Here is a 24,134-nt window from a genome sequence, read left to right on the forward strand (position 1 = left end):
TTCGGCTTGGGACCCATTGCCGACAAACCCATGATCCCGTACAACCGTTCGATGCGCTTGGGATTGACCCGGTAGCCTTTGTCCCTGCGCAACCAGGTGGTCATCCGGGGAACGCCCAGCCAGGGGTGCTGCAGGTATTCCTCATCAATCAACCGCATCAACTCCAGGTTCAGTGAACTTTCCCCAACAGGTTGATAGTAAAAACTGCTCCGGGATACCGATACCAATTCGCACTGCCGGGCTATGCTCAGCCCCGCTGCCTTGCCAACGTGCGCCTTCCGCTGTGCTGATGTCTCTTTCATGACAAGGCTTTCTTTAAAAAATCAATCTCCATCTTCTGCTGGCCGATGGTCTTCAGGTATTGCTCCTCACGCTCCTGAGCCTCGCTCTTGGCGTCCTTGACCGGACGATCAAAGACCGCAGGGGCCTGCTTCAAAAATTGAGACTTCCACGTCGTGATCTGCGTGGGGTGGATCCCGTGCTTCTGACCCAGCTCCTGGATCGTCACACGCTCCGATAATGCTTCCAATACTACCTTCGTCTTGAATGCCGATGTGAACTTTCGCCTACTCATAATACAACAAATTTAATCTAAAAATCTAACTTAAACTGCTGTCCTGTTTTCGGGGGGAATTATATTATCCTCTTTTGGTTGATGGAGTTCGATGAAGGAAAATTTTCTCAAGCCTTTGGCCAACACCTGAAAGAAATAAGAGAGGGTAAAAAAATACGGTCAGGCAAAAAAATCAGTCTCCGGAGGCTGGATCAGTTATCGGGTGTGGATCACAGTCATATACACAAAATAGAAAAGGGTCTATCCTCTCCCTCCCTCCTGACATTAAAAGCATTGGCCTTAGCTTTGGAAGTAAGTCTTGTTGATTTGGTAGATTTCGACGAATAGTTATTTAAAACTTTCGATACGCTCCTTACTTAATCGGTCGGTAATTTCAATCATCTTCTCTAACCGTTGGCTGATTTCCTTTAGGTCAGCTATTGAAACTTCAAAATCCATTTTATATTTACCGCTTATGTAGGCTCTGTTCAGCAAATCGAATAGCCGCTTTTCATTGCCATCTTTTACATCCGGAAAAATCGCGTTTAGCTCTTCTGAGATGGCACTTACTGACTTACGATACTTGTAGAGATTGTGGAGTTTAGGCTTGATGCCCATAAAAACCAAAAGCAAGGTACTGTAAATGGCCTCCACTGTCTGAAAAAGAAACCATGCGTTCAACCCTGACCTGGATTTGCCTTTAAGCATTAACTCATAATCGAAATGAAAATGCGCAAAGAATGTCTCCGCATTGCCTATCCAAAATTTATGATACGCTTCGACGTTCTTTCTTATCTGCTCAATACTTAAAGGCTTGGGTTCGGTCAGTATGCTTTGGCCATTATCGTATAGCAATACGCCCTCATGATACATTGGAACAAAAAAGAAATTACCCGTGGCCAATTCTCTGTTGACATAGTCAATATCCATCATGAAGAAATTGATGTCGGGCCGTGCTTTGATTCTTTTCTCCAGTTCCTCCGCCAACTCGTATTCCTTAATATTGGTTTTGTTAGTAACGACAATTAAATCGTAATCGCTAATATAAAAATATCGGATGCCGTCTTTTATGTACACCTGGTCTTTATACTCACCTCTCGCATAACTACCATATAGGATGATCATGTCAGGACCGACGAAATCCGTTATCACCTGCTTGATGGCTTCAATTTCTCGGAGCTTTTCTTCGGGTAAGGCGGGTAGTCGGATGTTCATGGGATAAAGATACGGATTTTGATTTTTTATATGCGCTTGTACACCGGTTATATCCAGTGCATGGCTAATAACGATATAGTAATCTCAAATGACTAATTACATCTTGATGCTGCCCCCTGATTACTTTATTTCAATCTTTAAATACGAATTTGCATTACCTGCTCCGAAATCAATATAAATTTCTCCATCAGAATTTGTTGTGAGCATTTTTCGAGGTATCAAATGCCCCTTATAACGCACATTCAACCCCCTGCTGTTAGTTGAATATGCTGAATTGGCGCTAGTATCGCAAATCGACCCGTCTGACACTATAGTTATTCTCGGATTTGCCAACTTTACAAATTCACTGTGATATGCAGATTGTCTCCCATGGTGCGGGGCTATAAGTATATCGCAATCTTTCACAGCAGCCCTAAAATCCGCCTTCGTCATCAATTCGTCCAAAGACTTACATTCATTATCTCCTGGAATAATCACTTTGATGCCTTCATATTTCATGATTGTGACAATACTTAGGTTATTGATGTTATCTATCAAACTAGGTGTACTAAAGTGTTTAAATATTACACCACCATAATTCTCAGGATTAGACGTTGTATTTGTCGAGCTAGCGGGATATACAAAAGTCTTGTCTAATTTAATATATCGATCAAAAAGAGGCCGATCTGCTGTGCTCACATTTTCAAGAAGTTTGTCTAAGTCGACAGACTTAGGTCGGTGCAATGTTTTGGGTCCCAATTTAAGTTTATCGAGATTGAGAATATCCTTGATATGATCTTTATGAGGATGTGTTATCATTAAATAATCAATCTTATCTATTCCATAGTGATTTTTCAACGTTTCCAAAGGACTTCTTCCATCCATTCCTTCCGAATAGTCACCTACGCCAAGATCAAATACAAGATGCTTATTATTTGGGGTTCTTACATAAATGGCATTGCCATGCTTTACGTCCCAAACTCTCATTTTTACTTTTCCCATAATTCAGGTTTATTTAATTATTGTAACTTCAAATTATCTGTGGTTCTTTGGATAGTGAGTTCAGTCAAGCTCTTCTGTAGCTTCCAGTAACCTCTCCGCATAAGCAAATGCGGGAACTTTAATCCAGTTTTTATTAATCACGAAAATCCAGAAAAAGAATATTACTAATAGTATCACTTCAGCGATTAGGAATTCCATTGGATAAATAGTTGGATTAATACTCTTTATGGTCAGCCAGTAATAACCATATGTCCCCACCATCAATATCAGAATTAGCCAGATTGCATAAGTCTTCATACCCCATAAATTTCTTCTAAAACCATAATTCATATTTTCTTTGAAGAGTACGGAATACTTTTGAGTGTCTCTGGTCTTCGAAATAAGGAATTTGGTCCAATATTGATAAATTTCGTCCGACTCAACTGGATTAGCCTGCTCGTATGCCGGATCAGGCAGATCATCAACTGGACATAGGACACTTAGTTTATTGTGATATCTTTTCTTAATATTGACATTTATCTCGTTATTACTCCATCTGAGGAGTTGTGTTGTCGGAGCCCCTCCCCAAGATCTCCATAATTTCCTTTCCTTCCTCCTTCCACCATCTCTTCCGAGTTGGGAAAAGAGATAGGACAGTGCTCCAACTATACCAAACGATGTAAAAAGGTGTATGTAATTATCAAATTTCAATAAAAACAATACAGCCAAAATAATTGCCGGCATATAAAAAATAACCACCGGATATATCCGTGCATTCAAGGAATATCTATCCATAATTATTAACTAAAAAATGTAAGGTAATATTCCAACTGGAGCGACCACAGTTAAAAAAACTGGTAGCGGCGTCACCAATTCGGAAAGTTCTTTCTTAAATCTATTAACGCTTGCCATATCGACATCACTTAGACAATTAGGCCCTTGCGGATGTGAGTGCCATTCACCAACATAACCAATCTGTCCGCCAGATTTTTCAATGACCATACTTATTTTTTGGGATAATCCGCTGTGCCCTCGATAAAAACATATTTGGTTACCTTCGCTATCTGGTGGGGCATCTATCAAATCGGTAACATGGATCACCTTCGTCTTATAGTTGACCGCACCCAAAAAACTTCCCCCAGTTTCTCTGTTTCGTTTTTTTGCTGCTGTTTTTTTTATCTTGTCGAGTAGGCCATCTTTAAAACGAATTGTCCAGCTAGAATCATTAACGGCGGTTAAAACATCAAATGGCTTTACGTCAATTGAATCTGTTTCTACTTGATAATCGCTATCTTCCGTAATGCGATGTAGTTTGATTTTTGCTTGGCTGTCTATACTGTCTGCCATTTCACGTTTAAGTACTGCTGCTACGAAAGCGCCATGTGCCGAAATCTTTTCATCCGACAATATTGTTGTTTCCGAATTACATCCAACGCCTACCCGAACAACCAGATTATTGTTAGCCTTAGCTTCCCTTTCCCTTTTTAGCCAGGAGCTGATTTTTTCATCAGACATTGAACAGCTGTATAAATATACCTGCAAGTCATCAATCCTCGGATTTCTGCTTTTTCCTTCTTTCAGTAATATTCCCAAATTCCCGAAATCAGATATACTCGCGCTGAATATCCGCGCTTTCTTAAAACTCTCTGCTAACACCAGTCTATTAAAAAAAGCATCAGATGCGGTAAAATCGAATATCCACCTGCATTTGTCAAATGTTTCCTTTTTTTCGAAACGCCCCTCTTTATACGACGGTACACTCAATAAAGGCAATTCTTCTGTAGGGTATAACTTCCGAATTACTTCTGCAAGCGCAAAAGCTTTATTACTTCCCACATATTCTCCTCCAGATGAATGCCTAACCAAATTATGAGGTGATAAATGGTCAGGGTCTATCAATGTAAAATTTGTCTGACCAGATCTGGCAAGATGCAGCGTCACCTTTGAGCCTAAGGCTCCACAACCAAAAACCACTCCTTTGCCGTCGACAAAACTTGAATAGCCGGAAATGTGTTGCGCCTTCTCCGGAGTAAGGGGTTGATTGTGGGCCTGGAAACTAATCGGAATATTGTTAATCAACTTTCCTTCGGAAACGTCGTCTGTATACAAGCAGAACTTTAAGTTGACGAACTCTATGTTCGATGAAAATCCGATTAGGTTTTTGGGTCGCCTGATAGCTAATATAACCGGAAAGTAGGCGTAATGATTGGTGTCGCCATCCGAAATAATTCCTTCCAAATCGTTGTAGGGTATCTTAAAAGTCTCGCAGTATTTTTTAAATGTCTCCCAATTTGTAGGTAAATCAATATTGTATTTTTCGTATGTCTGATCGTCGTCTGCCCATAAGATGAAGCCATACCGATAGAACCTTTTGTCCTTATCATCCTTTTGCTTTTCTTTCTCCTTCCTGTACGCTTCCATGACCTTATCCATGTTTCCTGGCGTGACGATTTCAACAAGCTGAAAGCTCCCCGAAACTTGGTCTTTCGCCTGGTCAAAAAGGCCGATAGTCCAGTTATGCCCTGAAACGAACGAAGCTTTCTTATGTACTATATTGGATAACATGTCGTAGTCATAAGTATTCGTACCGCTGTAGCCTTCTAACCTCAAAGGTTCAAACTGGCTTCCGTCTTCTGTCAGATTGCCCGTAACTGCGTCTCTCAGCCAGTTGCTTATCCTTATTAGAAGGTCGTTGATGCGTTTATTGGCATACCAATCGTCGCTATTCTCCCGAACATAGCAAAAGGCCGGGGGGCGTCCGTTTTTAGCAATATATAGATGAGCCAATCTATCCTTGGGAAAGTCAAGCCTATCCGAATATACCGCGGGGGCTTTTGTTGGATAATCCTGTTTATCAAAAACTAACAATACCGGCTCTTTTGGCCGGATGTCTAACCCGTCGAAATTCCCCAGAGACGGCAATTCTACGTCGACTGCAATAGGTACGGCAACATGCCAATCACTCCACACAAGCAATTTAAAATCGTCTAAAAGAACGTTCTTCAGGAAATTTAGAGTTCCCTGTAAAGAGGGATTCTCTAAATTACCAGAAAAAGTTGCCAGATTGCTACTAAATACTTCTGCTGCCATACTTTGAAGTAGAATTAACAACACCTAAAGCAGCGCCACCGATAGCCCTTGCCGAACCTTCATTTTGTTTCGGTTTAATGATGCCTTGAGGCGTGACCTCGAAAACTATAGGCTGGGGAATTCCCTTAGCGACAATATGAGTACTTGTGTTAAGAAAATTGCTTTCGGTCACCTTTTTAACATATTCGCGCTTTGCTTCATAATGCGGGGGATTGTCATCGTCATTCACAATTGTTTTGCTTGAAGCAATTACTTTAGCATTCCTCCGTCGATAATCCAAAACTTCCAATGAGGTCTTCTTTGGGACTGGATTTTCTTCCTGTGGCCGATCATTAAAAAAGGACCAAGAACAATGATGAGGCGAAAGAAACAAATCCCAAGGTAGTGCATGCATATTATTATACTTTTTAGTTTTCTCCAATATTATACACCATGAAGTGTGATCCGAATCACCTCCAAACATCGCTAAAGCAGAAAAATCATCTTGATGGGAATAGTTTTTGAAGCGAGCTTGAAAAACGATACTAGTTGTATTCTTTTTGTCATCACCTTCTGCTTCGAGATGTTCCTTGAACGGCGCATGAACAAAAATCGAAAACAACAATTGGTCTTTGTCATTAAATCGAGTGACCGTATCACCTGGCTTAGCTCTCAAATGATCCAAATCACGATAGTCAGTACTGCCATCATAACCTATGATTTTGATTCGGTTTCCGGGATTATCCTTTCTCGAATCCTTGTTGCGATGTAACGCGAGTCTCCGTTCTGCCTCTTTTTGATATGCATCTTCGTCATCATTGGAGTGCTGTTCGGCGATCATCGGCGAGAACCACATCGTATCCACCCTAATAAGTCCCTCTTTCTTATGCGACTCCTTGTAATTTTCAGGATCGCCTTGATAAAAATGCTTCTTGAACCCACGACAATGGTCTTGATCGCCATGAGTCAGTATGAATACGTCAACATGTGGGATTCCATTGTCGTATTGTACACTTTTCAAAAAATCTGCTTTGACATCATAAATGTCATCGTTGTCACAATTCCTGATATTGCAATCAACCAAGATAGTCGTATTATCTTCTAATGTGATCAACGAATTGTCACCGTTCCCAACTGGGTAATATTTAATATTTGCGTTTGCCATTTTATTTCTCTCCCCTTATTCCCTTAAATTTCCCACCGGACGTTTTCGTATCGATAAACTGACCGGTAATTGTATCACGTTTCGTCCATAATCCTGTCCTTGGATTTTGGGATTGCGTACGTCCGCCGACATAACCATGGCGTCTGTTATCGCCTGTTCTTCCATTTCTTGCCATTGTATTTTAGCTTAGAAATTTTAACACTTCGCCCATTAGCATTCCTAATCAAACCACCTGATCCATAAAATGAATCAATTAAGTTTAGTCCAAGTTTGCTACGGAGCTTTACTAACCAAGAAAAGACGTGATTTTCGTATAGGACTTGGGACACGTGTATAACCCCAAGATACGCCAGAAAGGAAAAGTATTCTTACGGTTTCCCGTACATATTTTTGGTTATACGAAACAAAAGTCTTTATTTCGCGTTTAAATTTTTGAAAACACTTTGTCCTGCCCTTCCGGGTACGGATGATTCAAATTTCAGAGGGCTAAGTGTGTCCAGCACTTAGCTCTTACTTTTGGTATCATCTCCTGCTTCTTTAGTCTCTCGGCACCATATTTATTATTGTTTTAATTTCTAAATTCATTAACTACAAATATCTCGCTTTTAATTCAAGACCTTAAGAATTGTTATCAACAGGTATTGAATTATTCACATTTAGCAGATTACATTCACAAACTACCGTTTAAAAAATTCATTATTAATATCTTATAAAATTGTTTATAACTTTCGATTATTAACATTAATCACCATATTCTGCTTTTAAACCATCAAAATACCTCAGCAATGCCGGAATCGTGAAATGCGGATTACGCACATGCAAAGCTATATATGCATCTTGGTTCCTAGTCAACACTTCTGCCCGCTCGATAGCTACCTCCAGTTTGTCCCGCAATTCTACAAAAGCTTTGGATTTGGTCTTATGGTAGTCGGGCCAAAATTTCTTAAGGTATTTCATCGCCTCATCGGCATTTTGGAACGCCCGCCCACAATTCTCGTAATGAAGGATGAGCCAATGCTCAAAACAAATGGCGGTATAGGCGACTTCAAAACCATGTGCTTCAACTACCTCAAACGCCGCTTGCAACCGCGGATTGTTATCGTGGTCGAAAAACAACCACACCGTGTCATACGCGTTTCGCTCCTTACGGGCTTTCTGTGCTCGCTTCGCGGCCTCTCTTGCCAAACTCAAAGGGTCATTTTGACTACTGTAGTCGATCTCAATCGATACCGACCGTTGCAAGGTACGGGGCAATTCCATCTGCATCGCCTTGGCGTAGATGTATTCCGTCAGCCCTTCGCAGAGGATCAGTATGCGTTTGTTAACCTTCACTACCGTCCTCCTGCATGGCGATCAGAAAATCAACGTCATTGACTATAGGCGTAGCACCAAAACGTCCAGAGGCATACCATTTATCCAGTGGTGTATTGAGCCGGATGCCCGGAATATCAGAGCAACGATATAGGGAAGTAGCGCCATATTCATCTTTCTCCGTAAACCATACTTGATCGCGCCGGAAATTATCGTTGGACAACTGTGTGATATCATGCGTAGCAAAGACCAGTTGAGCATGCTTTGGATTGGTCACTTCATTATGGAACAACTGAATTAAAAACTGAGTAATACTGGGATGAAGGTTTTTCTCAAATTCGTCGACCACCAGCACACGGCCACGCTCCAGGGCATCCAGAATGATACCGCCGATCACGAACAGGCTCTTCGTTCCAGCTGACTCGTCATCGACATCAAATTTTTCAGCCCCTACCCTTTCTTTTCCGTCGTAAAGCGAATGCTGTGTTTTGATATCGTATTTGTAATCCTCCCTGAATCGCTTCTGAACATCATCGGGCATATTGCTGGGAAACTCGTACCGGTCCCAATCCACCTCTTCTACTGCCACGGAATTGATACCTGTATCCAGCGCACAAATAAGGGAATTGAAGCGCTTTGAAAACCGGGATTCGCTATTTTCCGCCAACCGCTTGGCATACAACCTTGCCAGGTTGTCCTCATGGTAGTCTTCTATGAGCGGATATACCATAACATCACGTGAAAAGAAGCGATAGGGTGCTAACAATACATCGACATTGTTTTCGGCCGCCTTCGAGAGCAATAGCTGATTGGGCAATAACAGTTTTTCCAACGTCTTCTTTGGCCCCTTGTAGTAATCGCCGAATTTGACTTCCTGATCGGCACGTCTATTATACAACAGGCTACGGCTGCCGCTGGCATAGTAAAACAGCTCCTCTTCTTCTATTCTTTTCTTGCTAAATGCTACTTTATAGTCGTATCTGCTTTTATTGGCGATGAAGGACACTTCTATGACCACTGGCCGCTTCGCATAGGAGACTTCCAACGCATGCGGTTCGTAAGGCGGGATAACCTGATCGGGCTTTGCACTGGCAGATTGACCCACTAAAAATTCCAATGCCTTGAACGCCCTTAATAACCCGCTCTTTCCCGAAGCGTTCGGGCCGTATATGACAGCTGAATGCAACAAAGTATGCTTGCCAGGTGCCTTAAAATAATTGCTGGGCGTGCCTTTCAACGCGGATTTAGTTAAGTCCAACGCGACCCGCTCCTTTATCGACCTGAAATTCGTAACTGCAAATGAAATAAGCATAATTCTCAATCTTATACGCAAATGTACAAAAAATCAAATTATAAAAATGAAATAAAGTTATAATTTGCGTTTTTTACGCAAAAATCAATTTAATATCATTAATAATTCCTGACTCTAAAAGGTCTGATAAGCCCGATAGGCCTTGGTAGACGAGCCAGTGTAACCTTCGTTCGCTTAGATAAAGAAAAGGATTACCGGATATATGAGGGAACCGGATTGATAAAAAGAAACCCGTTACTCGTAAGTAACGGGTCCGCCCCAATGGGGTTAGGGGCTATCAACCTAAACCTAGGACAAAGATAGGTATTATCGCGCCACCGCCGAAATCTTTTAACCTATTCCGATCACAATGCGCCATTTTCCAAGCTTTACGGTAAACCATAATATAATACCAATTAAAACTTCAATTTTTGGATGTCGGGCGAAAGACTACCCACCTTAAACATGCGTCGAATTGTATATCTTATTATTTGGATTTCAAAATATTAGTTTTTACTTTTAACAGAACCAATTGTGCTGCCGGGACCTAAAGCAAGTGAAATTTGGTCTGAATTGTAGATTTTCAAGGATGAATGAATATTCTTCATAAAATTCAATTGTAAAAAAATCGATCTTTAGTCAAACATAAGCGCTGCCTATTCCGGTGAACCGTAATTTATAAACCAATTCTAATTATGGAAAAGATTGCTGTCGTTAAACTTGTAGAATTCAATCGAAAAAAGCCAAAAGGACAGAAAACACTGGTCGATAAAATGAAAATCCCACAACCGATAAATCCTGACGGAGGCGGGGACTATTGGATTTCGGCATTAAGTTCAATAGCTAGTTCGTTTCAACTTGCGGATAGCGGGCCCATCGCGGAAAAGATTGATATTCTTATTGACAAAATCGAGAACGCTTCCACGAAGCAGGTTAAAAACATGTTTCAAGCTAATTTGAATATACTCAACCATTACGAGAACTTTGATTTTGCCAGTATCCGACCAAATGCTCGACTGACATTCCTCAAAAAGCCGAAAGCCCAATCCATAGTAGAGATAAAAGGCTTGCCTATATACGCAAAGCCGAGTCATGTTTATACCTACGAAGAAAACGGCAAAAAAAGAATTGGAGCTATGTGGTTTGTGGCCAAACTCAATGGATTTAGGCCAAACGAGTTGCCGTTATTCACGGATATCCTTTTTCGATATTTAAATGTAAATTATGGTGACAAGTTCCAAATCGATGAACGGCAGTGTATAGCTGTAGATGTTATTACAACAAATAACATTTCATACTCCCAAATCCTTAGTGGTGAGGTGGAATCGTCATTGTTAGCCACGATTACAGCTATTAAGAAACTTATATAAAATTTACTATTGACCATGCCTGTTTTTGACCTAAGATTTATAAATGTGTCTCGCAAAGACATATCGCTAGATAAAATTCACGAATTCATAAAGGACGGCAGCACTAAACGAATCCGCTTTGCTACAAGTCATAAAAATTCCCTGCATCGAGTAGAAGGAGCTGGGCCTGCGGGATGGCTTAACGTTCCATTTAAAGATTCAATTCTACCGATAATGAAAATAGCCATAGACTCATCGTTTATGCTTTTTGAACGCGAAACCCAATATGGTAAAAGTTGCTATCGTCGTATAGATTCGGAAAAGGAATATACAAGTATCGAGAAATTCATCGAAGAGTATCGAGAAGTTGTATTTCTTCGTGATCTTCTTGACTTATCCATTGCTTTATCAATGAATTTCGAAGACAACGATGATTACTCTGAAATCGGTAAGTTGGAATATGAAGCAAAATATCAAGGAAGTGAGGAAGCGGAATCTAAGCTAATCGATATCTGCAAAGAGCATATCAATAAGTTGCCATATTATAAGAAAGTGGATTATATATGTGCCATGCCGTGTAGTAATATCAAACAAAAAAGCTTACCAAGACGCGTCGTTGACGCCTTAGATGGTTTCGAAAATATTTCGGACGATATATATTGGCAGTCCAAAACAAAATCCCTGAAAGACGCTGAAACCATTGAAGAGAAGCTTCCGATACTTGAAGAATCAAATCTGACTATTGATAGGAATTTAGAAGGAAAGGCAGTATTTTTGTTTGATGATCTTTATATGTCCGGCTTATCGATGCAATACGTGGCTATGAAGTTAAAGGAAGCGGGCGCAAAATGGGTATTCGGGCTTTGCCTCGTGAAATCAAGAAATAACACAACGCGATAGCAATGATTGAAAACAGAAATATCATCGATACTTTGTTCAACTTCATGAGCGTGAAAGGGGTCGGACCCGCCCAAACCAATAAGCTGTTATTATCGGTGGGTGGCAATAGGACTACTGTTTCTTTATATGAACAGGCTAAGTCGTTATTGACCCATTCCCAACGTGAAGAATTCGAGTCGAATAGGGATCAGAATGTCGAAATCACCTCGAAATTCCCTGTATACTTTATCTCCATACAAGATAACGACTATCCGGCTGCGCTGAAACATTGCCTTAAAAATGCTACGCCTCCTTTGCTTTCCGTTATTGGCAACGTAGATTTATTGCGGAGAAAGACGGTAGCGTTCAGCGGATCAAGGAACGTTTCTGAAAAAGGGATAAAGATAACGGAAGATGCCGCCGGCATTTTAGCGGAGCAAGGTGTTTGCATCGTTTCCGGCTATGCCAAAGGGGTGGATTTTACCGCTCATTATACGGCGCTTAAAAACGGTGGTTCCACGATAATCGTCCTCCCCGAGGGCATCAACCATTTCAGGATCAAAAAGGAACTGAAAGACGTTTGGGATTGGAATCGGGTACTGGTGATCAGCGAATTCCAGCCACACGAAAAATGGATGGCCAGTCGTGCCATGAAACGCAATAGCACGATTATCGGCCTGAGCGATGTGATTGTGGTCGTTGAAGCAGGTGCAACTGGAGGTAGCTTCGATGCCGGTGAAAAAACATTACAATTGGGCAAGCATCTATTTGTACCTCAGTATGGTATTGTCCCCGAATCGGCAGCAGGAAATAGCATTCTCTTAAATCGGGGTGCCTTTCCGCTTAAAATGAGCCAGGAGACCATGAAACCCAATCTCACCAAAATGATAGATTTGCTTGAACAACGGAATAAGTATTCGTTGTTTATGTAAGTAATTCGCATAATTGCAATATAGAAAAAGATCACCTATTTAAACCATAACAGCGTAATCAAATAACCATTTATTTCTGAATAATAATATTGCTCAAACACCGTACTACCGTAGAACCCTTGAAAAAACCATATCTCCGTATCAACCTCTTCAATATTGGATAGATAATCCCTATCCATCACATTGGTAAATGAGTACGACATAGAATCCTTAGGAAGACTAGAAGTCACATTGAACTTAAAGGATACTTTCTGAAAATCATTGCTCTTCGCATACCACCTAACCATTTTGTTTTTTGACACCACTACCATAAATTCACGTGAACCGACCTCGATAAATCTCAGAATAGCCGCCATAATACTTACTTGAAACGTATTAGATATATCTTCAAGAAGTTGAAAAGAAAAGTTTTTCCTAGCGCAAATTTCCCTGAATGGTATCTCTGGCATCAATAAAGTACTTGCAAAATAGTCAGCTTCCAACTCAATCAAATCTTTATTGAGCAATCCGTTTTTAGACTGATGTGGAGTAATCATGCCATACTTTAAAGCAATTCTGTGTTCGTCAATAAGGTAATGACCTAATTCATGCGCCAGCGTAAAACGGCCTCTTTTTGAAGTAGCTGTATTTCCCTTGTCAATATTAATATGGATATGAAAAGTTGAGTTTACATAAACGAGCATACCATCGAAAGTATCCTCATAATGATCATAATGCAGAGGCAATTCCTCATAGGCGGCAATATTTTGCAAATTTACAATACGCCCATCCAAAAAATCACTAGCCAAGAAGTTTGCCAGACTGCTAATCTTCTTCTTCCTGTGAGGATTCATTATTTTTGCTATGGTTTTCGGCCATCTTTTTAAGAATATGGTCTGGAAGGCCTTCTAATCCTTTCCTTGCCACCATTCTGAACTCATCCGTAACATCTTGTTCACTTTGCATTCTAAAGATATCTATTATAGGAAAAGACCGGACGGCATTATTTAGTATTCTTTCCAACGAAACTGTAGAATTGATAACTTGAACGTCCGAAAATAATTTATCAAAGCGATTAAGCTCTGTTTCCGTTCTAGGAAATAGATATCCAGTCGAACACAACCATTCGGTCACTACTTCCAGATTACCGAAAATATTACTTTTTTGAGCCATAGATTTCTAATACTTTATTGACCGTTTCAACAGATTCCTTTTTATATACCCTAATTGATGTCTGAGACAGTTCCAATTCTTCTCTCATCTTCTTCAAAAGCTGCCGAGGGAGTTTTTTGCCGTTCCTTTCGTAACTATGATATGTTAAGTATATAATTTTATGCTTGGGTCCTAACCTATCGAGCGCCTTCTCCATCAATTCTGCTTTAGCTTTTAGGTCTTTGAGCTTTTCTTTAGGAACATTAAGAGATTCTAAATCGGGAAATTCCACAACCAACTCTTCTTGTCCGGTATATTCACTCTCTTGCGCTTCTCCCCGATGACGGTCTACCAACAACCGTTGCGCTATTCTATAAATATAAAATAATACGCATTTGTCCAAATTTATACTTTTGCATTGTTTTGTATTGAATAGATGTGCCTTATTCCAGAATTTGCTCAATGCCTGTTCAGAAAGAATATCTCCTGTAATATCATCATATCCCCATTTTTTCGCTACAACCCGGCATTTTTTTGTCAGTTCACTCTCAAATCTTAAAAAAAAGCACTTAAAGGCACATTCAGCAGCTTCATAGAAATGTTCTTTCCCCTGAATAAATTCTAATAAGTCAGCTGTACTTGAATCTTCCAATTCCTTCCAATCCATAAAGGTCTACAATTTAGGTATACGCAAAACCGTTAGTAACGCTTTCCGTAGAAATTAATGATTGCATTCAGAGCACAAGTATCACTGAATAGGCTAACAAGTTACAAAAATTAATTAATAATGGACAATAGCATTGTAAACAAAAAGAAATTCAGAATTCTTTCCATTGACGGAGGCGGGATAAGAGGGCTTATCCCAGCCAAAGTCTTAGCTGAACTAGAAGCAGAACTTAAAAAGGAAGAACCCGACAAGAAGTTGTACGAACATTTCGATCTTATCTGCGGCACGTCGACTGGGGCAATACTTGCCATAGGAATTGCGTTGGGAATATCATCAACGGATTTAGCGAAGTTTTATGAAGATAATGCCAAGATGATTTTTCCGCGATTCATCTTTCGTTTCTTGCCGCGTAAGAGCAGGGTGTTTTTCAACGCTATATACAGCAACAAAAAACTGTTGAAGAAATTGCGAGAAGTCTATGCTGATGCCAACGGCGGCCGAGACCCTTTAATGAACGACCTTAAAACCAAGGTCTGTGTTCCTGCATTCAATGGAAATGACGGAGCGATAAACGTATTGAAAACCAAGCATCATCCAGAATACCGTCGGGATTACAAACTCCCTGCTTATCACGTAGCGATGTCAAGCGCTTCAGCGCCCGTATATTTCCCACCACATAGCTTCTCATTCAAAAACGAATTTGGGGAAGGAACAAACGTCAATATGATTGACGGCGGCATATTTGCAAATAACCCGGCACTAATAGGGGTATTTGAAGCTACAGACAAGCTTGATGTCCCTATAGGCGACGTATCGATTCTATCATTGGGAACAGGGCAAGGAAAACAAATCATTAAACGTTCGTGGCGCCCAAAGAACGTATTTGACTGGCTATTCCCAAATCCGAAGCTGGTAGACCTAGTATTAGACACACAAGCGCAAATTACGGAGCAATATCTACTCTTTTTACAACGTGCACTGGGTAAAATCGGAAATACATTCAGCCACCTCCGTATCCAACACGATATGAAAGGTGACAATATCGAGCTTAACGCATCGAAGAAAAAGTATATAGACCGGCTGAAAGCCATCGGGGAAGAACTTTCAAAAAACAAGATGACAGAAATATTGAAATTTTTAAATCACAAATAGCATGGCAGATTGCAATAATTTATTCCGACGCTATCATGGAGAAATATCCATTGGCTCGGCAAAGAACAACAAAATGAAGGATTCAAAGGAGGGCCTTCGCGAACGGATTAGAGATTGGTTCGCTGAAAATCAACCTGAGTATGAGCCTCAATTCTATATCCAGGGGTCTTATAAAATGAAAAACGGCATTAGGACATCGGAAGACATATGCGATTTGGATGATGGGATATATTTTTTCCGTAAGCCGGACGTATCTGCCTCAACCATCAAAGAATGGGTTCGGCAGACGGTCGACGGTTATACAGATACGCCACCTGAAAATAGAAAGAAATGCGTCCGTTCCATTTTTGCCGGCGATTATGAGATAGATCATCCTGTATATTACAAAATAGATGGGCAGGATTATAAGATCGCGGTAAAAGGCATAGGGTGGGAAGACAGTGATCCAAAAGCGCTGGTAGACTGGTTTGTAAAAAACAAGGATAAGGAAGGACGCCTACTTCGGGATGTTAAGTACCTAAAAGGTTGGGCAGATGATCGATCGTTTAAAATGCCCAGTGGCTTAGCACTTACTATCTTGGCGACCAATGCCAAAAATAAGATTGTACTGAACGAGCGGGATGACATCACGCTCAGGGACATTCTGAAGGAAATAAAAAAAGCACTTAACGCTAAATTCGAGTGTATAGTGCCGGCTGTGCCCTATGACGATCTTTTTGCAGACTATGATGAAGATCGCAAAAACAAGTTTATGTCTGCACTGGACGACTTCATTATAGATGCCGACAAAGCAATACGGGAAACCAATCAGTTAAGGGCAAGTAGATTATGGCGCAGGCATCTCGGTAGTCGTTTCCCACTCGGTGAGGATAATGAAGAAAACCACGCAGCCAGCAGCGCAGCAATTGGAGCGGCTACATCTAACCCTTGGGCCAAATGAACGATAGCTGGGAAAGGTTCATAGTTGAAAGCCAAGAGGTGCTAACTCATTTTCCGGGACTGGAACTTACCGTCCCGGAAAACGAACCACCTCTGCTTACAGGATCCATTGAGCTGAAGGATCCCCATGGAAACATTTATGATCAGTACCAGGTTAGAGTCGTCGCTTCCGATGATTCCACAATTCAGTTCCCAGGGGTATATGAGGTTGGGGGACGTCTACCTCATAATATCGATTGGCACGTTTTCGAGGATGGCCACTGTTGTATAAAGTCTGTGCCTGAACAAATTGTTTTGTGTAAAAAAGGATTGCCGCTTATGCGATTTATCAAAGAACAGTTACTTCCCTATCTCCATGGGCAGGCTTTCCGGGAACAGAACGGATACTATCTCCACGAACGCTCGCATGGAGAACTAGGCAATCTTGAATATATTGCAAGTGTACTCAAAACCCAAAATCGAGGGACAATAATCCAGCAGCTATTGTTCATTCTCCAGGGCAAGGAGCCAAATAGAAGCAATCGGTGTTTTTGCGGGAGCCGGAAGCTATACAGGCATTGCCATCGTGACTCCTATCAGGATTTACGTCTTTTACCGGAGGAACTTCTTAGAAAATACATAGTATACTTATCGGCGTAGGTGGCGCTGCATGTAACGAAACAATAAATAGAATTCCAGAAAAGAAAGGAGGTATTAAATAATGGCTCAAGATTCACAAGGACGAAAGTTCAACCGAATCCCTGAATACACGAAAGTGGTAAACGGCAAAAAAGTGACCGTACCTGCCCATGTAAGGAGTAACAGGAGTGACTCAAAAGGTAAGAAATAAATTTGCCTTGTCCCGCTTGAAAACAGCGGGGCTTTTAATGTCATTTTTCATATTTTATATAGATGGCAACACAAACTTTTTCGTACAATTTTCTGCTCAAGTTTGGAGAAAAACGGCACATGGAATCCTTAGTAACGAATGGGGAGATATATTGCAATACCACCACGTTCTTTAGGCAATATGACGCGAGCCTATTTCGTGGAGACAGCGCAGAGGGAAGTTCATTTAACCAGCCCGGAATAATGACGGGCCTAACTATCAACGGCACAAAGATGGATACCCATATCGAGGCACAACTTAATTTCTTCGATGGGAGTAACGACGGTAATATTTACAGCTTGTTCGGAATTGAACTAGCTACTTTCCAAAGGGAAAAAAGCGGAGAGTATAAATACGATGTCGATCGATCTTGTTTGCAATTCGGGGAATATGTGGTATTGATTACTAATCCAAGAGAATTTATAAGGAGATTGAGACAATGTATGGATTTGGAGCAAATTAGTTACAAAATCGAACCAGTTACATATCTGGATTCATTGTTGTCCGGTAAACCGGATTTTATTTTCATTTGTTCGCCTTATGCTATCCACAGGCTGTTTTATTGTTTGTTTTCAAATGTAAGCCCCCTGTTTATGTAAAAAGGGAATGCTGGTACCGGATTTCGTCCCGGGCGGTAATCGTCCTCCAGCATCCCTCGGGATCTTCCAGGAACCGGTATATATTGACGTAGCTCATCAATTGATTCCTGATCAGGGACACCATATTGGAAAAAGCCCATGCCCGTTTCACCTTGCTTTTCACCAATGAGATCAATAAATTGGCGAGCATAGCGGCCCAGATCTGTATTTCAATCGCATTCTCGTTGTCGCCAAGGAAATACCTGAGCGGGAAATTCTGCTTGAGTTGTTTGAATAACAGTTCGATCTGCCACCGCTGTTTATAGATCAGCGCTATTTTCTCCGCCGATAGTTCGAAGTTATTGGAAATAAACTCGAATAACCGCTGGTTTTCATCATCCCAGTAAGCGATCCGCCGGGTGCGGTGCGCCTGCTTTTTGTTCTCATCGTAGTAAAGGACCACTTCTTCATCTTTCAATACGGTCGAGGGGGCATCCCGGGGAAGGTCGTATTCCATACCTGGCTGATAGACCGCGTTGTCTTTCAACCGGGTCACATAACAGATCCCACCCCGGGAAAAGGCTTCATATTGCGCGTAATCCACATACCCCTTGTCGAAGGTAATGATCGATCCCTTGGGTAAAGCATGGACCTCTTTGAGGAAAGTATGGTCGTGCCGGACTGCCGCACTGTACCGGATCAGGCAGGGGACATGCTCGCTCGCCTTAATGATGGTATGCGCCTTGATACCACCCTTTTTCTTCCCCTGCAGGGGATTGCGGCCAACCCCTTTCAGGATATCCTTGAACAGGGTCACCGTCGTGGAATCCATGATGTAAAGCCGCTTCATGTCCGCATCACTCAACCGGCTGTCCGCTAAAAAGGCCTTGTTCCGATGGTAAACCTCCATATAGATATCCCCGAACAGCTTGCTGCTTCGCCGGCCGTTGGCTTCCGACAGCGTACTCCGCCTGACTATATAGTTCAAACCCAGATGCCCCAGCTTATGCGCATTGGCCAACAGCCCCACAAGCACCTCGCGGATGGACTGGTAGCCCTCCAAGGCAACAAAAAGCATCACAACAACGTGGTTATACGTCGGTATCCGCCCGACCAACTGCATATTTTCTGATTAATTGATCGGCTGTAGTTTTACGCCCAAAATAATAAGGTTATGAAGTATCCGCCCGACCAACTGCATATTTTCGGTTTAAATGATCGTCTTTAGCTTTACGCCCAAATATTATTGATATGAGAGAGCGTAGAGAGTACATGTTTACCCTTGTCCGCCAGTGGCGTGAGAGCGGTTTGACCCGGCAGGAGTTCTGCCTGCAGCATGGCATCACCCTGGGCAAGTTCAGTTATTGGATCAGTCGCTGGAAAGAAAATCAATCCGGCGGGGATAACGTTTTTATTCCGATGGGTACTCCCGGGACGGCAGGCCATTCAGTTTTATCGGTTATCTATCCCAACGGTGTGCGGCTGGAAGTTCCTTCGGCGGATCTTGGATTATTGTCCAGGCTGATTGCCCTTGCCTGATGTTCAGCCTGGGTTCCTCGCACCGTTATTATCTGTACGGCGGCCATTGCGACATGCGGAAAAGTTTTGACGGGCTTTGCGGGCTGGTGTCCTCGGGTTTGTGCCGTGGGCCACAGGCGGTGATGTGTTCGTTTTCCTGAACCGGCGCCGAACGCACATGAAGCTTTTGCACTGGGAACACGGCGGGTTCGTGCTGTATTACAAAAGGCTGGAGGGCGGCACCTTCCCGCTGCCCAAAACCAGTTCGGCGGGCGGGGAGATCGACTGGAGCGAGCTGGTGCTGATGGTGGAGGGGATCGTGGTGGAGAAGAGCCGCAGGCGGCACCGGTTCTCACTGAAAAAAGCAGTCTGAAACTATCAAAAACATCGTTTTTCACTTGCGTAACCCATTGGTTATTTGTATTTTTATGCCATGCAAGCGGCAATGGAAAACCTGTCAAAAGAAGACNCAGGCGGCACCGGTTCTCACTGAAAAAAGCAGTCTGAAACTATCAAAAACATCGTTTTTCACTTGCGTAACCCATTGGTTATTTGTATTTTTATGCCATGCAAGCGGCAATGGAAAACCTGTCAAAAGAAGACCTTTTAGCGATGGTTTCCGACCGTGACCGGGCCCTGGCCGAGCGCGATGAAAAGATAGATTACCTGGAATCGCAGCTGGCCATGTACAGGCGGATGCAGTTCGGCCAGAAGCGTGAGCGCTTCGAGGGCGACCCGGACCAGATGAGCCTGCCATTCGATGCGGAACCCGCCGCGGCAGAGCAGCAACAGGAAGAAATAAAGGAAAAGATCGAATATGTACGCAAACGCCCCACCCACAAAGGGCGCGCGAAGTTACCTGAACATTTACCCGTGGAAGAGATCGAGATCCACCCGGAGGGAGACCTCTCGGATATGGTCTGTATCGGCAAGGAAATCACGGAAGAGTTAGAGTGTGAGCCGGCCAGGTTCTATATCAAGCGTTATATCCGTTACAAATATGCCGCTAAAAGCGGTGAAGGAGTAAAAATCGCGGAGCTTCCCGACCGGGTGATCGACAAAGGCATCCCCGGGGCGGGCCTTTTGGCCATGATCCTGACCGATAAATACGTGGACCACCTGCCGCTCTACCGCCAGAAACAGCGCTTCGCAAGGGAAAACATACAAATCCCTTCCTCCACGATCGAGGGCTGGACCAAAGAAGCGCTCATCAAACTGCACCCGCTTTATGAGCAGCTCGTTTTCGACACCAAAGCCAAAGGCTATCTTCAGGTGGATGAATTGCGAAGCAATCATCGAGGCCTATTGAAACAACAAGCACGAGATAAACCCCGATAAAAGTACTGGACAGCGATAAAAAGGGCGCCGCCCACCAGGGATACTATTGGGTATACCATGCCCCGCTGGAGGGAACGGTATTGTTTGACTACAGCCCCACCCGCGGGGGCAGCGCACCGTTGCCCATACTGGGCAGCTTCAGGGGTTACCTACAAACGGACGGGTATGCCGTATACGAGAAATATGCACGGAACAAAGACGTAACCCATCTGGCCTGCTGGGCGCATGCAAGAAGAGAGTTCGAGCGCGCCTTGGATAATGACCGGTCCAGGGCAGAAAAAGCCCTGCTCATGATTCAGCAATTATATGCGGTAGAAAGACAAGCTAAACAAGAGAAGCTTACACCGGAACAGACAAAAACACTGCGCCTGGAAAAATCGCTGCCGGTGATCAACGAGCTGGGGAAGTGGACCTTTGAAGAGATAAAGAATACGTTACCTAAAAGCCAGATCGGCAAAGCGATGGCTTATGCTTACGTCAGATGGGATGGGCTGTCGGCTTACCTGTACGATGGCAACCTGCAAATAGATAATAATCTATGCGAAAATGCGCTTCGCCCATGCTGTTTAGGTCGAAAGAACTACCTCTTCGCCGGAAGCCATGAAGCCGCCCAGCGGGCCGCCATGATCTATTCCTTCTTCGCCATCTGCAAAAAACACGAAGTGAATCCCTTCCAGTGGCTGAAATACACGCTGGAAAACATCATGACCATAAACCACAAGAACCTGAAAGACTTGTATCCGCAGAATTATAAAAGAAAACTGCAGGAATCAAATATGTAGTTCGTAGGGCGGATACGCCGTACTGATTTTACAGATCAGCGCAAACAGCGTATCCAGCTTATCGGCAGCTTCGGTGATGACCACCTTTTGTTTCAGGTTGGGGGTCGAAGCCTGGTGCGCCAGATAATTCAGCGTCGTCGGCTTGGTGATGCCGATAAACGGCGGAATGTCATCCATCGGCGAAGCCGAGGTAAGCACGCGTTTTTTGAGATTGGGCAATTGCTTGATGATATAGGCCATATCTTCCTGAAAACCGAATTCCAATGCTTTGTCAAACTCATCGAGCACCAACGTGCGCACCGTAGCCGTATCAAACGTCTTGCGGCGCAAGTGATGGGCCAGCCGGCCGGGTGTGCCGATTAATACGGCTGGTGGTTGCGAGAGGTTATTGATTTCAACCGGGACGGGATGGCCGCCATAAAAGCAATTCACTTTAAAGCCACTGCCCATGGTTCGGAAAACCTGCTCAATCTGCAGGGCAAGCTCCCGCGAAGGTACGATGATCATTGCCTGGACCGTGGGTGTGTCGGCGTTTAAGGAAGAAAGCAGGGGCAGCAAAAAGCCCAATGTCTTTCCCGAACCGGTGGGCGAAAGCAAGATGAGGTCCCCTTTTTCGGCGGCATGGATGGCAGCCTGCTGCATTTCGTTGAGTGCATTTATTTTTAGATTGTGGAGTGCTTGCTTTAACATGTGCATGGTGAATGGGCATCAAAGATAGTGCTAAAAACCAGATATTTCATTGCTTCGTCGGCATTTTGGAACGCCCTTCCGCAATGCTCGTCGTGCAAGTAAGCCAGTGCGCAAAACAGATGGCGGTGTAGGGCTTGTAACTGCGGATTATTATCAATATATAATTTTGCGTATATTCAAGCTGCGATAAAGGTGTGCGATGAGCTGAACGCCGACAACTTGACCGTGATTGAACGGAATGGCGGAAGCATTGCCACCAACAGCAGGATGAATTTGAAAAGACAGTATTTAATCGCGTGAATGGAATGCAGATAACCCCAAAAATTGAGCAGTTCGGCGTCTTTTGCTATAAAGCACTGGTATGGCTTTTCATGGGTGTCGTCATCGGTTCTTTTGTGGCCACAATGCAGGGTTTTATGCCCGTCTGGTTTATCGTTGTTCATGTTTTGGGATCGATTGGGCTGGGGTGGTTGTTCGGCATGTTGTTTTTCCGGTATACCGATCGCAAACGCGCACGTGCCTTGGCGCAAGACCAAGCGCAGGCGAGCGGCCTTGCTGCGCCCGCACGCATTGATTCGATCCGATTCGGCGGTGTGCGGATGATGGAGACACGTGAACTGACGGTCATCCAGGTAACCGTGTTTCGAAGGTCCAGTGCGCCCTATCAAACCACGGTACGTCAATTTATGACGGCTGAAGATCTAGACCAGCTCCAGGAGGGATCGCTCGTCACATTTTTTGAAGATCCGCACGACCACGGATATGGCATGGTATCGCCTACCTTGCCGGCGGGCGAAACCCCAGCAGATATAAAGACGCTCCAGGCGGATAAGGTCTATCCCGAGCGCCGGAAAACCGGTCTGTGGCTCTTGGTGGGGCGCAATCCGAACGGGGCTGCACGGTCGGTAAGCTTCATCTTGATTTTCGCGTTATTCGGCATCGGCTTTCTATCGCCCTATGCCATTACGGGCAACGTGGACTGGCTCCGGCTGCGGATAAAGTACTTTCCACAGAAACTGATTTTTCAGGATAAAGGCAATTTCAATCCGGAAGTGTTCAAAAAGGCCTATGACAAGGCAGTTGCCTATATCGGCGATCGGCGCATCGAATCGCTGCTTTTTTACAAGGACTTTACCGACGTAAGGGTTGAGCGAACCGATAAACCCGGTCGTCTGCGGAGTGCGACCATCCGCGGCAACTCCGTCGAAACGCATTTCATGTCCTCCTCGACAGACGATCAGGATCGTCTCTTCACCGTTGAGTCGATCCGGTATGACATCCTGAAAAAAGCGTTGGATGATGCAGCGAAAGACCATGACATCGAGGATATCATGTACATCGGTTTTCGCAAGGACATCCGATGGAGCATGCCTGTTCCTCGTAGACAGCGCTATGTTGATATCCACATCGTGTTTGAGGGGGGCGAGACGTCGCTCGATTATAACGGTGAGACCGGTGAACGGTTACCGGACTAAACATTGCGCTGACCTGCGCTTTGTCTAACTGTTCGTTATTTGGGGTAACACAGTAGTTGCCAATTATACGCCATGAGCCGATTATAAATGCTGTTCAGCTCATTACTATTGGTGCTTATTTTCAGGTCGATGTGACAAAATCGATGGACTTATGGCTAAGACGAAAACAGAAAAGCCCCGAAACGGGGAGAATCGGGGCTTTCTTACTAACCAATTATAAACCTAAATTAGTACTGATGCGTTAACTTTTTGCATCAAATAAGTTTAACAAT

Annotated in this window: 23 protein-coding genes and 1 pseudogene; 10 read left to right on the forward strand and 14 right to left on the reverse strand. The window is 43.3% G+C overall.

All coding sequences use genetic code 11. From position 1 onward, the window contains the following. Together NGM62_RS18915 and NGM62_RS18920 are read right to left on the reverse strand one after the other, a co-directional pair. On the reverse strand, window positions 1-302 hold a 302-nt coding region (locus NGM62_RS18915), incomplete at its 3' end, for an IS3 family transposase (RefSeq protein ID WP_262249861.1). Further along, on the reverse strand, window positions 299-574 hold the full coding sequence (locus tag NGM62_RS18920) for a transposase (RefSeq protein WP_090622413.1): 276 nt from the start codon (window positions 572-574) through the stop codon (window positions 299-301). The genes NGM62_RS18915 and NGM62_RS18920, both read right to left, overlap by 4 nt. An 81-nt stretch (window positions 575-655) precedes the next feature. On the opposite strand from NGM62_RS18920, the gene NGM62_RS18925 reads away from it, so the two are divergent. Continuing rightward, the gene (locus NGM62_RS18925; protein WP_262249862.1) at window positions 656-901 is read left to right on the forward strand and encodes a helix-turn-helix domain-containing protein; all 246 of its coding nucleotides are present in this window, start codon (window positions 656-658) and stop codon (window positions 899-901) included. On the opposite strand, the gene NGM62_RS18930 is transcribed toward NGM62_RS18925, so the two are convergent. From NGM62_RS18930 to NGM62_RS18960, 7 genes are all read right to left on the reverse strand, one after another. Further along, on the reverse strand, window positions 902-1,768 hold the full coding sequence (locus tag NGM62_RS18930; RefSeq protein ID WP_262249863.1) for a nucleotidyltransferase domain-containing protein: 867 nt from the start codon (window positions 1,766-1,768) through the stop codon (window positions 902-904). A 120-nt stretch (window positions 1,769-1,888) separates the two neighbouring features. Further along, window positions 1,889-2,749, reverse strand: coding sequence for a ComEC/Rec2 family competence protein (locus NGM62_RS18935; protein ID WP_262249864.1), 861 nt, complete (start codon window positions 2,747-2,749; stop codon window positions 1,889-1,891). A gap of 60 nt (window positions 2,750-2,809) precedes the next feature. After that, window positions 2,810-3,523, reverse strand: coding sequence for a hypothetical protein (locus NGM62_RS18940; protein ID WP_262249865.1), 714 nt, complete (start codon window positions 3,521-3,523; stop codon window positions 2,810-2,812). Between the two features lie 9 nt (window positions 3,524-3,532). Beyond that, a complete protein-coding gene (locus tag NGM62_RS18945; protein WP_262249866.1) occupies window positions 3,533-5,818 on the reverse strand; it encodes a ThiF family adenylyltransferase in 2,286 nt (761 codons plus the stop codon). After that, the gene (locus NGM62_RS18950; protein WP_262249867.1) at window positions 5,799-6,962 is read right to left on the reverse strand and encodes a hypothetical protein; all 1,164 of its coding nucleotides are present in this window, start codon (window positions 6,960-6,962) and stop codon (window positions 5,799-5,801) included. Before NGM62_RS18950 ends, NGM62_RS18945 begins: the two co-directional genes overlap by 20 nt. Window positions 6,963-7,703: 741 nt before the next feature. Further along, window positions 7,704-8,294, reverse strand: a complete 591-nt coding sequence (locus tag NGM62_RS18955) for an RloB family protein (protein ID WP_262249868.1) — start codon at window positions 8,292-8,294, stop codon at window positions 7,704-7,706. After that, window positions 8,284-9,585, reverse strand: coding sequence for an AAA family ATPase (locus NGM62_RS18960; protein WP_262249869.1), 1,302 nt, complete (start codon window positions 9,583-9,585; stop codon window positions 8,284-8,286). The genes NGM62_RS18955 and NGM62_RS18960 overlap by 11 nt, the downstream gene beginning before the upstream one ends. A 674-nt stretch (window positions 9,586-10,259) precedes the next feature. On the opposite strand from NGM62_RS18960, the gene NGM62_RS18965 reads away from it, so the two are divergent. The 3 genes from NGM62_RS18965 to NGM62_RS18975 are packed head-to-tail and all read left to right on the forward strand — an operon-like array spanning window position 10,260 to window position 12,724. Next, window positions 10,260-10,934: a hypothetical protein gene (locus NGM62_RS18965; RefSeq protein WP_262249870.1), complete on the forward strand. Its 675-nt coding sequence runs from the start codon at window positions 10,260-10,262 to the stop codon at window positions 10,932-10,934. Window positions 10,935-10,949: 15 nt separating this feature from the next. Then, window positions 10,950-11,813, forward strand: a complete 864-nt coding sequence (locus NGM62_RS18970) for a phosphoribosyltransferase (RefSeq protein WP_262249871.1) — start codon at window positions 10,950-10,952, stop codon at window positions 11,811-11,813. Between the two features lie 2 nt (window positions 11,814-11,815). Next, complete coding sequence (locus tag NGM62_RS18975) at window positions 11,816-12,724, forward strand: DNA-protecting protein DprA (protein ID WP_262249873.1); 909 nt, start codon at window positions 11,816-11,818, stop codon at window positions 12,722-12,724. 35 nt (window positions 12,725-12,759) lie between these two features. Here NGM62_RS18975 and NGM62_RS18980 read toward each other — a convergent pair whose 3' ends face one another. From NGM62_RS18980 to NGM62_RS18990, 3 genes are read right to left on the reverse strand one after another with little or no spacing between them, the layout of a single operon-like run. Beyond that, window positions 12,760-13,557: an ImmA/IrrE family metallo-endopeptidase gene (locus NGM62_RS18980; protein ID WP_262249874.1), complete on the reverse strand. Its 798-nt coding sequence runs from the start codon at window positions 13,555-13,557 to the stop codon at window positions 12,760-12,762. Then, entirely contained in the window at window positions 13,529-13,876 is a 348-nt protein-coding gene (locus NGM62_RS18985; protein WP_262249875.1) for a hypothetical protein, read from the reverse strand. Before NGM62_RS18985 ends, NGM62_RS18980 begins: the two co-directional genes overlap by 29 nt. Next, window positions 13,860-14,522 carry an RNA polymerase sigma factor gene (locus NGM62_RS18990; RefSeq protein WP_262249876.1) on the reverse strand — a complete coding sequence of 221 codons (663 nt, stop codon included), beginning with the start codon at window positions 14,520-14,522 and terminating at the stop codon, window positions 13,860-13,862. Before NGM62_RS18990 ends, NGM62_RS18985 begins: the two co-directional genes overlap by 17 nt. Window positions 14,523-14,642: 120 nt before the next feature. Here NGM62_RS18990 and NGM62_RS18995 point away from each other — a divergent pair, with 120 nt between their 5' ends. Together NGM62_RS18995 and NGM62_RS19000 are read left to right on the forward strand one after the other, a co-directional pair. Further along, window positions 14,643-15,674, forward strand: a complete 1,032-nt coding sequence (locus NGM62_RS18995) for a CBASS cGAMP-activated phospholipase (RefSeq protein WP_262249877.1) — start codon at window positions 14,643-14,645, stop codon at window positions 15,672-15,674. Between the two features lie 73 nt (window positions 15,675-15,747). Then, the gene (locus tag NGM62_RS19000) at window positions 15,748-16,614 is read left to right on the forward strand and encodes a cyclic GMP-AMP synthase DncV-like nucleotidyltransferase (protein WP_262249878.1); all 867 of its coding nucleotides are present in this window, start codon (window positions 15,748-15,750) and stop codon (window positions 16,612-16,614) included. Window positions 16,615-18,072: 1,458 nt separating this feature from the next. On the opposite strand, the gene NGM62_RS19005 is transcribed toward NGM62_RS19000, so the two are convergent. Beyond that, window positions 18,073-19,182: an IS4 family transposase gene (locus NGM62_RS19005; RefSeq protein WP_262249879.1), complete on the reverse strand. Its 1,110-nt coding sequence runs from the start codon at window positions 19,180-19,182 to the stop codon at window positions 18,073-18,075. Between the two features lie 128 nt (window positions 19,183-19,310). Between NGM62_RS19005 and tnpA the strand changes: the two genes are divergently transcribed. The 3 genes and pseudogenes from tnpA (at window position 19,311) to tnpC (ending at window position 21,697) form a co-directional block, all read left to right on the forward strand. Beyond that, a complete protein-coding gene (tnpA, locus tag NGM62_RS19010; RefSeq protein WP_262249880.1) occupies window positions 19,311-19,598 on the forward strand; it encodes an IS66 family insertion sequence element accessory protein TnpA in 288 nt (95 codons plus the stop codon). A gap of 124 nt (window positions 19,599-19,722) precedes the next feature. Further along, complete coding sequence (gene tnpB, locus NGM62_RS19015; RefSeq protein ID WP_262249884.1) at window positions 19,723-19,950, forward strand: IS66 family insertion sequence element accessory protein TnpB; 228 nt, start codon at window positions 19,723-19,725, stop codon at window positions 19,948-19,950. A 194-nt stretch (window positions 19,951-20,144) separates the two neighbouring features. Beyond that, a pseudogene (gene tnpC / locus NGM62_RS19020) lies at window positions 20,145-21,697 on the forward strand (IS66 family transposase). Here tnpC and NGM62_RS19025 read toward each other — a convergent pair. Beyond that, on the reverse strand, window positions 21,686-22,387 hold the full coding sequence (locus tag NGM62_RS19025; protein WP_262249881.1) for a DEAD/DEAH box helicase: 702 nt from the start codon (window positions 22,385-22,387) through the stop codon (window positions 21,686-21,688). The pseudogene tnpC and the gene NGM62_RS19025 overlap by 12 nt on opposite strands. A 305-nt stretch (window positions 22,388-22,692) precedes the next feature. Between NGM62_RS19025 and NGM62_RS19030 the strand changes: the two genes are divergently transcribed. Then, a complete protein-coding gene (locus NGM62_RS19030) occupies window positions 22,693-23,862 on the forward strand; it encodes a hypothetical protein (RefSeq protein ID WP_262249883.1) in 1,170 nt (389 codons plus the stop codon). Window positions 23,863-24,134 lie beyond the last annotated feature (272 nt).

It is taken from the genome of Parapedobacter soli, from assembly GCF_025460835.1.
In the GTDB taxonomy this organism is placed as follows: Bacteria; Bacteroidota; Bacteroidia; order Sphingobacteriales; family Sphingobacteriaceae; genus Parapedobacter; species Parapedobacter soli.

What these genes read in the sequence shown, in the direction of transcription:
- NGM62_RS18995 (WP_262249877.1), top strand. Translation starts at nt 14,643, where the DNA reads ATGGACAATAGCATTGTAAACAAAAAGAAATTCAGAATTCTTTCCATT.
- NGM62_RS19000 (WP_262249878.1), top strand. Translation starts at nt 15,748, where the DNA reads ATGAAGGATTCAAAGGAGGGCCTTCGCGAACGGATTAGAGATTGGTTC.
- NGM62_RS18985 (WP_262249875.1), bottom strand. Translation starts at nt 13,876, where the DNA reads ATGGCTCAAAAAAGTAATATTTTCGGTAATCTGGAAGTAGTGACCGAA.
- NGM62_RS19005 (WP_262249879.1), bottom strand. Translation starts at nt 19,182, where the DNA reads ATGCAGTTGGTCGGGCGGATACCGACGTATAACCACGTTGTTGTGATG.
- NGM62_RS18925 (WP_262249862.1), top strand. Translation starts at nt 656, where the DNA reads ATGGAGTTCGATGAAGGAAAATTTTCTCAAGCCTTTGGCCAACACCTG.
- NGM62_RS18980 (WP_262249874.1), bottom strand. Translation starts at nt 13,557, where the DNA reads ATGAATCCTCACAGGAAGAAGAAGATTAGCAGTCTGGCAAACTTCTTG.
- NGM62_RS18960 (WP_262249869.1), bottom strand. Translation starts at nt 9,585, where the DNA reads ATGCTTATTTCATTTGCAGTTACGAATTTCAGGTCGATAAAGGAGCGG.
- NGM62_RS18940 (WP_262249865.1), bottom strand. Translation starts at nt 3,523, where the DNA reads ATGGATAGATATTCCTTGAATGCACGGATATATCCGGTGGTTATTTTT.
- NGM62_RS18975 (WP_262249873.1), top strand. Translation starts at nt 11,816, where the DNA reads ATGATTGAAAACAGAAATATCATCGATACTTTGTTCAACTTCATGAGC.
- NGM62_RS18920 (WP_090622413.1), bottom strand. Translation starts at nt 574, where the DNA reads ATGAGTAGGCGAAAGTTCACATCGGCATTCAAGACGAAGGTAGTATTG.
- tnpA (WP_262249880.1), top strand. Translation starts at nt 19,311, where the DNA reads ATGAGAGAGCGTAGAGAGTACATGTTTACCCTTGTCCGCCAGTGGCGT.
- NGM62_RS18945 (WP_262249866.1), bottom strand. Translation starts at nt 5,818, where the DNA reads ATGGCAGCAGAAGTATTTAGTAGCAATCTGGCAACTTTTTCTGGTAAT.
- NGM62_RS18935 (WP_262249864.1), bottom strand. Translation starts at nt 2,749, where the DNA reads ATGGGAAAAGTAAAAATGAGAGTTTGGGACGTAAAGCATGGCAATGCC.
- NGM62_RS19025 (WP_262249881.1), bottom strand. Translation starts at nt 22,387, where the DNA reads ATGTTAAAGCAAGCACTCCACAATCTAAAAATAAATGCACTCAACGAA.
- NGM62_RS19030 (WP_262249883.1), top strand. Translation starts at nt 22,693, where the DNA reads ATGCAGATAACCCCAAAAATTGAGCAGTTCGGCGTCTTTTGCTATAAA.
- NGM62_RS18970 (WP_262249871.1), top strand. Translation starts at nt 10,950, where the DNA reads ATGCCTGTTTTTGACCTAAGATTTATAAATGTGTCTCGCAAAGACATA.
- NGM62_RS18930 (WP_262249863.1), bottom strand. Translation starts at nt 1,768, where the DNA reads ATGAACATCCGACTACCCGCCTTACCCGAAGAAAAGCTCCGAGAAATT.
- NGM62_RS18990 (WP_262249876.1), bottom strand. Translation starts at nt 14,522, where the DNA reads ATGGATTGGAAGGAATTGGAAGATTCAAGTACAGCTGACTTATTAGAA.
- NGM62_RS18965 (WP_262249870.1), top strand. Translation starts at nt 10,260, where the DNA reads ATGGAAAAGATTGCTGTCGTTAAACTTGTAGAATTCAATCGAAAAAAG.
- NGM62_RS18950 (WP_262249867.1), bottom strand. Translation starts at nt 6,962, where the DNA reads ATGGCAAACGCAAATATTAAATATTACCCAGTTGGGAACGGTGACAAT.